Below are 11947 nucleotides of genomic sequence, written 5' to 3'. Positions count from 1 at the left end.
TTTATTTTGCTATTGTTTCTGCCTTAAAAATATCGGCAAGTAAATGATCTAATTGTTTGTACTCGATTAAAAAAGCGTCATGTCCGTGAACCGAATCAATTTCGCTGTAAAAAACATTGTTTTTAAATTTCTTTAATTCATTGTAAGTTTCCAGATTTTCTTTTGGTGTAAAAAACAAATCTGAATTGATCGCCACGATATGAATCGCAGCATTTGTTTTGGAAATTAATGCTTCGAAATTCTCACTGTTTCTGGTAATGTCTATGGTTTTAAGCAACTGGTTCATCAATTTATACGATAATAACTGATAACGTTTCTGCAATTTTTTTCCGTGATGCGCGAGCCAGCTTTCGATATTAAAAATCAAAAGGTCCTGATTGATGGTGCGCTGAAATTTTTCTTTGAATGATTCCGGTGAACGGTAACACAACATGGCATGAATTCGTGCATCTTCAATTGGTTTTGAAGAATTGTTTAAAATCTGTTCCTGCAGATAGCAATTTGCAATCATCCAGTCAGTCGATTTCCAGTCGGTTGCAATCGGAATTAGGTTTTCGGTAATGTTTGGTTCTAATGCCAAAATTTCCCAGGCAATGCCTCCTCCAACAGAACCGCCAATTATGGCAAATACTTGTTGTATGTTTAAAGCTTTTAATCCTTTTATAAAAATTCTCGCAATATCTCTGGTTGTAAAATCCTGATAGTTTTCGATTATAAAAGAATCTGTTCCGTTTCCCGGAACATTAAATGCCAAAACCGTATACTTGCCGGTATCGATTGTTTTATCATCACCAATTAAATCACTCCACCAGCCGTTTTCGCCGGTAACCTCGGCATTTCCTGTTAAGGCATGATTAACCAAAACAATGGGTGCGGTATGCAAAGGCAGACCAGAAAGTGTAAAACTTAATGGTAACGATGGATATAGTGCACCACTTTCGGTGATGAAATCTTGAATTATGATGGGACTTGGTATATTTTCCAATTTCAAATCTTTTTAATTTTGATTTGTGTGGAAATATTAGAAAGAAAGTCTAGAGTTGAAACTAGAAAAATTCTTGTTGTTATCTTTCCACGTTGGGCGTGGTAGAATGCAGCACCTTCTTCGATTTAACGAAGGGTTGCTAAGGATTCATCGGGTCTAATCCCTCGTCCTTTCTTTATAACATTTCAATACATTTTTGAACTTAACGGTGCAAATTAACTACTAATTTCTTAAACTAACAAATTTTATCGAAACTGATTATTCAATTTCTTAAACATACTTCAATCAGAAACTATTGTACGCAAAAAATTACCGAACAAATTGCCCAGTAAAATTAAGCAGGTTTTAACCTAATTTATGAGTGCTTTTCAAGTTAGATGAAAAGGGTTTCATTTTCTTTTGAATACATCAAAAACAATAATGAATTTGGTGCTTTTTTCTCCGCTTTTTTATCTGTTTCGGTTATTCCGAAACTTGGATGAATCAACTCGTTAGTCGGCGGCGGGTTATTTCTTTCAATTTTGCTTCTGAAAAGTTTTTTTCTTAAGTAGTTAATTGTGCTCATGATGTTTAAGTTTATGTTAGTTATTTTTTAATCTTTATCTTTTCTTTAATTCTTTGTTATGCTAACCAAAAGGAATAAAAAAACCCTTTTGGATTTTAATACCAAAAGGGTCTAAGTTTTATAGAACTTATATATACTTTTAGTATCAACAGACGCGTACACAAATACGTGCGACATTAAACATCTTGTTCATCTGTAGGGACTTATTCATTTGCGATTTGACTGTTATTTTTAAAAAATCTTGCATTTAAATTTTCTTTATAAAGCTTTTTCGATTCTGATTAAAATCTAAAAGCATTCATTTATTTTAACAATTAGTTGTCTGTTTTTAACAGATCTTACTTGCCTTACAAATTTGCGACATTTTTTTTATTTCTGCAAACAATTTTTACACAAATAATCCTAAAAAACGTTAAAAAACAGTGTTTTATCGTTAAAAAACATCTTACAAAATTAAGATTTAGAACAAATAAAGTATAATCCTACAAAAAATAACTAACTTTCTGTTTCAATCTATCAAAGAACTTACTAATATTAGAAACACTTTTAGAGCCAGACAGCTTCTTTATTTTTTATTTTTTCTGCTACTTTCAAAATATCGGTTATTAAACCTCTTGAGATTGCCTGCTTACATGGTGAAGCACTCTGAATGACAATTGGAGTATTAGCATAAGATTGTGTATAGATTTCAAAAATGGAGTCAGAACCTTTTAACTGACCTATTGCCGAGGTTATGGGTTCTGAAACTAATTTTACTTCTAAAGTATTTTTCTCCACATCAAATTCTCCTATATATCGCAGGACATGATTGTCCTTCTGTGTTATTTTGGCAATCTTAAAAGACTTGTCTATGGCATCTCTATTCAGGATTCCGTTTTTCTCTAAATGTTCTTCTCCTATAAGCGGCTTGATTTTAATATCTGAGAATTCAAATTCTTTACCAATTTCACGAGTTAAAATCAACAATTTTCTTGCGGTATCATTTCCAGATAAATCTTCTTTAAAAGTAGAGCGCATTAAACCCAGCAGACTGGCATCTTTTAAAATGGATGAAAAAGAATTATCTTCTGACGAAAATCGATTAAAAACATAACTCAGGTTATCTGAAAATACGCCTCTTATTTTTGTTATTTTTTCACCGGAATAATATAAATCTCTTAAAGTCTGTAAAACCGGAAATCCTGTATCTACGGATGTCTCATACAAAAACTCTTTGTCGTATTTCTTAAGATTCTCTCGTAACTGTTTATACAGGTCTATTGGGAGTGTATTGGCTTTTTTATTTACAGCAACAATATTAAAGCCGTTTTCGATCAGGGTATTGTAATGTCCTATCAGTTCGTCACTTGCCGTTGCATCAACCGCAATAAGATTTTCGAATTCGTTTTCTTTTGCAAATTCAATAATATCTTCAACTCTAAAAGGAACCGCCAATTCTCTAAAATTGGTTTCCCAGGCATATCCCACGCCTTCTTTCTCGAAAAAGGCTACTGTAGAATTGGTAATGATAGGAAAATGAAAATCGACATTTTTACTTTGCAGAAAAAACTCCTGGCTTTCTATAATCTGATTGATTAAGGTGCTTCCTATATTTCCTATTCCAAATAGGATAATATTTATTTTAAGCTTTGACATAATTTTAATTTTTTAAAACACATCTAATTTTATTGAACCATATAAGTGATATAAGCTCATTTAAATCAGCGTTTATAATTTAGACTCTCCGTGTTTTGAGTTAAATACACTTATGGTGCGTCTCTACTAAATGAACTTATTTACTTGATATGGTAAAACTTTTATAGTCATTTTTATTTATAAAAAATCACCTCTAGCAGAACTCACGCTGCTAAAGGCAATTTTTCAAACAAAAAACAAAAAAACCTAATTTTTATTGATGCTGTACTGCGATTGTGTAACGCTTTCAAAAACTGCTTTTAAATCGGCAATTAAATCTTCAACATCTTCTATTCCAACAGAAAGTCGGACTAAATCTTTTGATACTCCAGTCGCTAATTGATCTTGTTCAGACAATTGCTGGTGTGTAGTACTTGCAGGGTGAATAATAAGCGATTTTGTATCGCCAATATTAGCCAGGAGTGAGAACAATTTTGTTTCGTCTACTACTTTTTTAGCTGCGTTAAAGCCTCCTTTTAGTCCAAAAGTGATAATTCCGCTTTGTCCTTGCGGAAGATATTCTTTGGCTAAGTCATAATATTTATTTGATTTTAGACCTGGGTAGTTTACCCAGACCACCTCATCTTGTTTCTCTAACCATTCAGCCAGAACCAAAGCATTTTCGCTGTGTTTTTTAATTCTGATTGGCAGCGTTTCTAATCCCTGGATAATCTGAAAAGCATTAAACGGACTCAAAGCTGCTCCAAAATCGCGCAATCCTTCGATTCTTGCTTTTGCAATAAAAGCGGCATTTCCTAAAGCTTCATGATATACTAATCCATGATATCCGGCAGAAGGTTCTGTAAATTCAGGGAATTTTCCGTTAGCCCAGTCAAAAGTTCCGGCATCGATAATAGCACCTCCTAACGAAGTTCCGTTTCCGGCAATATATTTTGTCAGTGAATGAATTACAATATCGGCACCATATTTAATTGGGTTTAATAAATAAGGTGTCGCAACTGTATTATCTACTATAAAGGGCACTTTAAATGCTTTGGCTTCTGCCGAAATTCTTTTTAGATCCAACACATCTAATTTTGGATTTCCCAAAGATTCTACAAAAAATGCTCTTGTATTTTCTTTTGCTGCTTTAGTAAAATTTTCAGGATTTGAAGGATCTACAAATGTGGTTGTAATTCCTAAACGCGGTAACGTTACACTTAATAAGTTATAAGTTCCGCCGTATAAACTATTTGATGCTACGATATGATCTCCGGCTCTTAGCAATGTCAATAAAGTTGTTGAAATTGCCGATGCTCCGGATGCTGTAACTACAGCTCCAATACCACCTTCGAGGGCTGCAAGCCGTTGTTCTAAAACATCATTTGTTGGGTTATTTAGTCTCGTGTAAATAAATCCTGCTTCGGCAAGACCAAATAAATTGGCCGCATGATCTGCATTATTAAATACGTATGATGATGTTTGATAAATTGGCACTGCTCTTGTTCCAGAGTTTTTGGTTACGTCGTGGCCTGCGTGTAATGCGTTTGTTGCAAATTTGTGTGTAGTACTCATGATGTTGATTTTTTAAATATTGTTAATACGATATATATTGATATGGATTTTTGAAATTGTAATTAAGTTTGAATTGATTTAAGCAAAAAAATCTTCTCCTTCTTCTTCAAGATCATACATTTGAAACAGTAATGATTTTTGACTTTTTATACGCTGTTCAGTGTTAATTCTTATAACTTCTCTTGCTATTTCTTCTGATTTAGTATTGCTTGCCTGAGAATCGTTTCTTAATAAATATTCGACTGCTATTGAATTTAATGTTTTCATGATTTTTAATTTAAGTGTTGAAATGAAAAAAGCCCTTTCGGATGGCTACCAAAAGGGCTTATAGTGTAACTATAACAAAGATTGTATCTTTTACTTTTGGCAACAGCAAGATTGGATGCACATTTGCATCATACTACAACACATCATATTTTTTCTTGCTATTGTTTTCATTTTACTTAAAATTTTATTCTTTTTTTAAACTCGACTAATTCGATAGAGTAAATGTAATATTTATTTATTTAACTGCCAAATAAAATTTTGATATTTAACATTAAAAATTTTACTAACCGCTAAAGCCGGTTAATTTAGCCACAGATTAAAGGATTACAATGATCTAAAAATCAATGCTAATTCGTTTAATCCTAATAATCTGTGGCAGCTCTTTTTAAAATTTAAAACTTAATCGGGCAAAACCAAATCTTCCGTTTAATCCAAACTGCGATACCGCTCTTGAATAAGCAAACTGATTTGCATTTGTTAAATCTGTACTTGGCGCCGGAGATAAAGTTGGAGTTGTATTGGTAAAAGCCGGAGTTGCCGGGTTATTTCTGTCCGGATAAACATCTCCTATATTATTAAATCCGATTGTTGCTCTGAAATGTTCGTTTATTTGATATCCTAAAGATAAATCGGTTACTAATTTTGCGCTGTATTCCGGATGTTCGTAAACTGAAGAGAATCCGTCTAAGTTTACATCTGTTGCTCCCGGATCTGTCACTTTTCCAAAATAGCTGTTTCTTAAATAAATATCTAATTTCTTGATACTGAAAGTGGTCATCAAATTCGCTTTTAATTTCGGAATTGCCTCTTCTAAATAAATGCGGCTTGATTCAGGGAAAAAAGAATATTTGAAAGGTTCTCCACCCGCATCAATAATAGACTGAGGTACATTTAAGTCTCCTACTCTTTTTGTTTCATTATAACTCAAAGCCAAATCGTTTCTTATAACGAAATCCTGAATCACATCATATTTTTGCGAGATTACCAAATCAATTCCTTTTGTTTCAGAGTCGATTCCGTTTGTCCAGAACGAGGCTCTCTCTACACCTTTTAAATCAAATGCTTGCTGAAACAATGTCAATGCATCTTTTTGTGTCTGCGATGTAGCTGCGTTTATCTGCGCATCTGTTGGTCTTGCATATTGTCCAGATAAAACAATTCTGTCGTTAATTCTTGTAAAATAAGCATCTGTTGCAATTGTAATATTCGCTTCCGGAATTTTAAATGTAAATCCGGTACTGATGCTTTTTGACTTTTCTGGTTTTAAGTTTTCTACTCCAATACTTTTCGCTGCCTGCGAATCATTTGTAAAGTAACCTACTTGGTATGGTGATCCGTTTATAAATTGAGTTGAACTTGATTCAAAATATTTCTGTTGTAATGATGGTGCTCTAAAACCTGTTTGTCCGGAGATTCTCCAATTAATATTATCTGTCAGTTTTAAAAGGGAAGCTAACTTAAATGTAACTGTACTTCCAAAATCTGAATAATTTTCATAGCGGGCTGCTCCATTTACCAGCCAGTTTTCGGTTGCATTCAATTCTAGGTCAATATATGCTGCACCGCTTTTTCTGTCTTTTTCTTTAGCGTCTGATGGCTGAAATCCAGAAAATCCCTGTGCTCCTGCTCCACGTTTATTTCCAAAGAAATCAGTAACAATTAAAGGTGAATTACTTGGCAGGATTCCGGAAACTAAAGCTCCGTTTACATCATACAATCCGTATGAAGCTTCCTCTCCTGCTTTTATCTGATAATTTTCGTATCTAAATTCTCCTCCAAAAGCAACGTTTAAACCAGATAAAACATCTAGCTTTTTACTAAAATCTAAATTGGTTGTACTTTGCAAAAATGAAACTTTTCCGGCATCAAAACTAGATGGAGAATTTGTTCCAAGAGTGGCATTACTAGTATTGTTTACATCATATTGAAAAGAGTTTGAGCCCAGATTTGTACTTAAATCGGTATCAAAGCCCAATACATTTGTTGTAACTCCAAGTGCTGCTGAGGCATCTAATATTGATGATTCTATTTCCGGTAAAAATCCGTTTTCATATACCTGAGTAAAAGTTCCTGAACCATTTGGGAGCCTGTTAAAAGCATACGATTTACCATTTCTATACGATAATCCTCCAAATGAATACAATGAAGTACTTTCTGTTAAAGGATATTTTGCATTATAATAAGCCTGCCCAGAAGCTAGTTCTGACTGGCCGACACTCATATTATAGTCGCTTCTCTGCTGTCCTCTATATGATAATTCGTTATTCGTTACATCAAAATTAAGCGCCGTCTGCATTTGTGCAATTGTAGTTGCAGATGCAATTGCGGTTTGCTGTGCCGTTGTAAAATAATTTACCTGCGGTGCATATTGCTGTAATGAACTGATGATTTGTGCTGAATTTGAAGTCGTATTAATATTACTGAAAAGTGAATTGATCGCAACTCCATTTTGAGCTGCTCTGTTTTCTACAGCATTATAGGCATTAAAAATTCCGTTATTTCTAATTCCTGCTCTGCTTGTTGCTTGTCTTGTAACGGCTGTACCGGTAATATTTAAGAAACTTCCAGGTTTTCCTAGCGAAGTTCCGTAATTTAAATCGACCTGTACAGTTTGTCCATCGGCTCCGCCTTCAAAATTATTAGATCCGGATGATAAATTAGTTCCGTACTGAATTCCTCCTGAAAGATATTTTGCATCCTTTTTCAGTACAATATTAATTACTCCGGCAATGGCATCAGAACCATATTGAGCTGCTGCACCATCTCTCAAAACTTCAATTCTTTCGATTGCAAAAGACGGAATCGCATTTAAATCAGTTCCTACAGATCCTCTTCCAGGCGATCCGTTTATATTTACTAAGGCACTTGTATGTCTTCTTTTTCCGTTTACTAAAATTAGAACCTGATCTGGCCCTAAACCTCTTAATTGTGCAGGATCTACGTGATCTGTAGCATCTGCGGTTGATGTTGCATTACTTGTAAATGAAGGCGCAACATAATTTAAAATTTGAGTCACACTCGTTTGCGGTGCTCCTTTTGTAATATCGGCAATATTAAAAACATCAACCGGAACCGGAACATCTGTTTTTACTCTATTCTTACTTCTAGACCCAATAATTGTAACTTCTGATAATTCATTATTTTTCAGGCTGTCCTGCTCTGTTTTATTTTCCTGAGCATAAATGCCTGAAAATGTAAGCAGGCCTAAAACAATTAGTACATTTTTTTTCATTGCTTTTAAGTGATTAATTAGTGGTTTTTGGCTTAAAAAAGATTTATAGTTTATTTCATTTTTGAACAAAAAAAAACCTCTGCGGTCTGCAGAGGTTCTATTTCTATTTTTATAAAAAATTACAATAGCGTCTCTGCGGATAACTCCGGCATCTTACAAGACATCATATTGTAAACTGTAAATTTCATTTTTCTTTAATTTTCTTGAGGCAAATGTGCGAACTATTTTTTAATCAGCCAAACAAAAACAAAAATATTTTCTATTACCCTATCAAATTAGTATGTTACTGTTAAATTTCTGCTATAAAAAATAAAAAAAGTTGAACTTTGATTTGCAAATCAAAATGGTTTTATACCTTTGCACGCGAATACAGAGGAAAAATTTGAACTGATTGCAACCTCTTCATAATGAAACGGTTCGTTATGAATGCTGAAAGATAGATTTCAGTAGTAAAAAATGCTAAAGCAGGAACTCTCCTTTAGCACTTTCAGCAATTACTTTTCCTCGCTTAATGTTAATTTAATAAATTATTATGGCTTATTTATTTACGTCAGAATCTGTTAGTGAAGGGCATCCAGACAAAGTTGCAGATCAAATTTCGGATGCTTTAATCGATAACTTTCTGGCATTTGATGCTGACTCAAAAGTAGCTTGCGAAACATTAGTTACTACAGGTCAGGTTATTTTAGCAGGTGAGGTAAAATCAAATACTTATCTTGATGTACAACAAATTGCGCGTGAGGTAATCCGTAAAATTGGATATACTAAAAGTGAATATATGTTTGAAGCGAATTCTTGTGGAATTCTTTCAGCAATTCATGAGCAGTCTGCAGACATTAATCAAGGTGTTGACAGAGCTAAGCCAGAAGAGCAAGGTGCCGGAGATCAAGGAATGATGTTTGGTTACGCTACAAACGAAACTGAAAACTTCATGCCATTGGCGCTTGATTTATCTCATAAATTATTACAAGAGTTAGCTATATTAAGACGTGAAAATAAGGAAATCACTTATCTGCGTCCTGATGCTAAATCGCAGGTAACTTTAGAGTACAGCGACGATAACAAACCAACTCGTATTGATGCTATTGTTATCTCTACACAACATGATGATTTTGATGAAGAAGCTTCAATGCTGGCTAAAATCAAAAAAGATATTATCGAAATTTTGATTCCAAGAATTATCGCTAAAAATCCAGAGCACGCTCATTTATTTAATGATAAAATCAATTACCATATTAACCCAACAGGAAAATTCGTTATTGGAGGACCTCACGGAGATACTGGTTTAACAGGAAGAAAAATCATCGTTGATACTTACGGTGGAAAAGGTGCTCACGGTGGTGGTGCATTCTCTGGAAAAGATCCAAGTAAAGTAGACAGAAGTGCGGCTTATGCTACACGTCATATCGCTAAAAACTTAGTGGCTGCAGGTGTTGCTGACGAAATCTTAGTTCAGGTTTCTTACGCTATTGGAGTTGCTGAGCCAATGGGAATTTTCATTGAAACTTACGGAACTTCTAAAGTAAACTTAACTAACGGTGAAATCGCTAAAAAAGTAGAAGCTATTTTTGATATGCGTCCTTACTTTATCGAGCAGCGTTTAAAATTAAGAAATCCTATTTACAGCGAAACTGCGGCTTACGGACACATGGGACGTAAACCGGAAACAGTAACTAAAACTTTTTCTGCTCCTGGAGGAAACGAAAAAACTGTTACGGTTGAGTTATTTACATGGGAAAAACTTGATTTTGTTGACCAGGTAAAAGCTGCATTTGGATTGTAATTTTTAAATCTAAATTCAACATATAAAATCGAGGCTGTCTAAAATTAGACAGCCTTTTTTATTTTTAGTAATTACCATTTTTTACGTTTTTATTTTATTTGGTTATCCCTTGCAATTTACCTTACTTTATACAAAATAACTGATTAAAAAAATGAGCAGACTTCCTTCGTTACAGAACGTGCTAAAGGCAACGCAGAAAACCATTCTGAGATTTCCTTTAGAAACTATTACAGCAATTTGCGGTACTATTTTCGCTATTTTAAATATTAGGCAAGATTATACCAATTACGATGACTTCTATTTAAAAGCTGTCATGAGCTGTTCCTTATGTCTGGTTTGGTTTGTTTCTGCCAGTTTATTTTTTGCAGCAAAACAGAAAAACAATATCATACGATTTGCAGTCAGCTTGATATTTAGTGTACCATTAATTGCTTTTGTATTTAATTTTGGAGAAAGAATATCAGATGCCGAAACGCAGCAGTTTTTTGTTCTCAACCTAGCTTTGCATTTACTGGTTTCTTTCGCTGGTTTTATTCCAAGAAACTACAATCAGGAAGAGTTTTGGGAATTCAATAAACAGCTTTTTTTACGAATTCTTACTTCAGGGCTGTACAGTATTGTGCTTTATACCGGTTTAGCTTTGGCAATTTTAGCAGTCGATCAATTGTTTAAAGTTGAATTTGACAGCAAAATCTACGGATATCTGTTCTTCATTATTGCAGGAATTTTTAATACTGTTTTCTTTTTAAGCGGTGTTCCTGAAACCAATAATAAAGAATTTCCACTTCAGTTAAATTATCCGAAAGGACTTAAAAATTTCACGCAGTTTATACTATTACCTCTTATCAGTATTTATTTGGTAATCTTAATATGTTACGAAGCTAAAATCCTTATTACGCTTTCGCTGCCAGTAGGCTGGGTTTCTTATCTGGTTTTGGCTTTTGCTATTATCGGAATCCTTTCTTTTTTACTGGTCCATCCTATTGCAAATGAAAGTGGTAATTTATGGATGCGAACATTCAACCGCTGGTTTTATTTTCTTTTGATTCCGCTTTTAGTACTGTTATTTTGGGCCATTTTATACCGAATTAATCTTTATGGATTTACGCATGAACGCTATTATGTTCTCTTATTATCAATATGGCTGGCAGTTGTTGTAGGTTATTTTCTAATTTCAAAACATCCAAAAATAAAATTCATTCCTATAAGTATGTGTTTGGCCGGATTGTTTTCGATTGTGGGGCCTCAAAGTGCTGATTCTGTTTCAAAATACAGTCAGTTATCCCGATTTGAAAACTTTATGCAAAAAACAGAAGGTAAAAAAGTAACTTTTGAACAAGAAAAGGAATTAAGCAGTATTGTGTTTTTTCTAGATAGAAATTACACTTTTGAAGTTTTGATTCCGTATGCACCTAAAAAATTAGGAGAGCTGTACAAAAAAGATAAAAATCCCGGACCTAGTGAGATTGTGAGAAGCCTAGGTTTTGAGTATCGATCTGAATATGAACAAAAGGAGAAAGAAAATGATTCTTTCAATTATTATTTTTATGAAAATGATAATAATGCTGTAGTTAACATTCATGGTTATGATTTCACATTTATTCTAAACCAGAACAATTCATTTGAATGCAGCAAATGCATTACTTTAGATAATGTAACGTATTCGATTAAATCAAAAACAACAGATTATGGTCAGGAATTAAAAATTAATGAAGATATAATTCCGCTTAAAATAAATGAATTTATCAATACAAATTCCAATTTTAGAAACGGTTATAATTCAGATACAAAAATTCAGCAAAGAATAGAAAATTCCAAATACATCATTTTAATTAATTATCTAAGTGCGAATGGCAAGATTGAAAACAACAAAAAAATTCCAAGAAATTACCAGATAAAAGTAATGGCAGCCATTAAAAAATAGAA

At 33.5% G+C, this 11947-nt stretch carries 8 protein-coding genes and 1 riboswitch; of the genes, 2 read left to right on the top strand and 6 right to left on the bottom strand.

Going from position 1 to position 11947, the window contains the following annotated elements; translation table 11 throughout:
- Window position 1 precedes the first annotated feature (1 nt).
- From BKM63_RS08470 to BKM63_RS08445, 6 genes are all read right to left on the bottom strand, one after another.
- On the bottom strand, window positions 2–985 hold the full coding sequence (locus tag BKM63_RS08470) for an alpha/beta fold hydrolase (RefSeq protein WP_242661119.1): 984 nt from the start codon (window positions 983–985) through the stop codon (window positions 2–4).
- A gap of 76 nt (window positions 986–1061) precedes the next feature.
- A riboswitch (SAM riboswitch) is annotated at window positions 1062–1169 on the bottom strand.
- A 189-nt stretch (window positions 1170–1358) separates the two neighbouring features.
- Window positions 1359–1550: a hypothetical protein gene (locus tag BKM63_RS08465; RefSeq protein ID WP_071636165.1), complete on the bottom strand. Its 192-nt coding sequence runs from the start codon at window positions 1548–1550 to the stop codon at window positions 1359–1361.
- Window positions 1551–2096: 546 nt separating this feature from the next.
- Complete coding sequence (locus BKM63_RS08460; RefSeq protein WP_071636164.1) at window positions 2097–3185, bottom strand: aspartate kinase; 1089 nt, start codon at window positions 3183–3185, stop codon at window positions 2097–2099.
- A gap of 246 nt (window positions 3186–3431) precedes the next feature.
- Window positions 3432–4739: an O-acetylhomoserine aminocarboxypropyltransferase/cysteine synthase family protein gene (locus tag BKM63_RS08455; RefSeq protein ID WP_071636163.1), complete on the bottom strand. Its 1308-nt coding sequence runs from the start codon at window positions 4737–4739 to the stop codon at window positions 3432–3434.
- Between the two features lie 78 nt (window positions 4740–4817).
- A complete protein-coding gene (locus tag BKM63_RS08450; RefSeq protein WP_071636162.1) occupies window positions 4818–5006 on the bottom strand; it encodes a hypothetical protein in 189 nt (62 codons plus the stop codon).
- 385 nt (window positions 5007–5391) lie between these two features.
- Window positions 5392–8238 carry a TonB-dependent receptor plug domain-containing protein gene (locus tag BKM63_RS08445; protein WP_071636326.1) on the bottom strand — a complete coding sequence of 949 codons (2847 nt, stop codon included), beginning with the start codon at window positions 8236–8238 and terminating at the stop codon, window positions 5392–5394.
- Window positions 8239–8770: 532 nt separating this feature from the next.
- Between BKM63_RS08445 and metK the strand changes: the two genes are divergently transcribed.
- Both metK and BKM63_RS08435 read left to right on the top strand, forming a co-directional pair.
- Window positions 8771–10021: a methionine adenosyltransferase gene (gene metK / locus BKM63_RS08440; protein WP_071636161.1), complete on the top strand. Its 1251-nt coding sequence runs from the start codon at window positions 8771–8773 to the stop codon at window positions 10019–10021.
- Between the two features lie 151 nt (window positions 10022–10172).
- Entirely contained in the window at window positions 10173–11945 is a 1773-nt protein-coding gene (locus BKM63_RS08435; RefSeq protein WP_071636160.1) for a DUF4153 domain-containing protein, read from the top strand.
- The last annotated feature ends 2 nt before the right edge of the window (window positions 11946–11947 follow it).

Source organism: Flavobacterium johnsoniae, from assembly GCF_001879205.1.
GTDB classification, from domain to species: Bacteria; Bacteroidota; Bacteroidia; order Flavobacteriales; family Flavobacteriaceae; genus Flavobacterium; species Flavobacterium johnsoniae_A.
The sequence above is the reverse complement of the archived record's forward strand: the minus strand, read 5'-3'. Positions and strand labels throughout refer to the sequence as shown.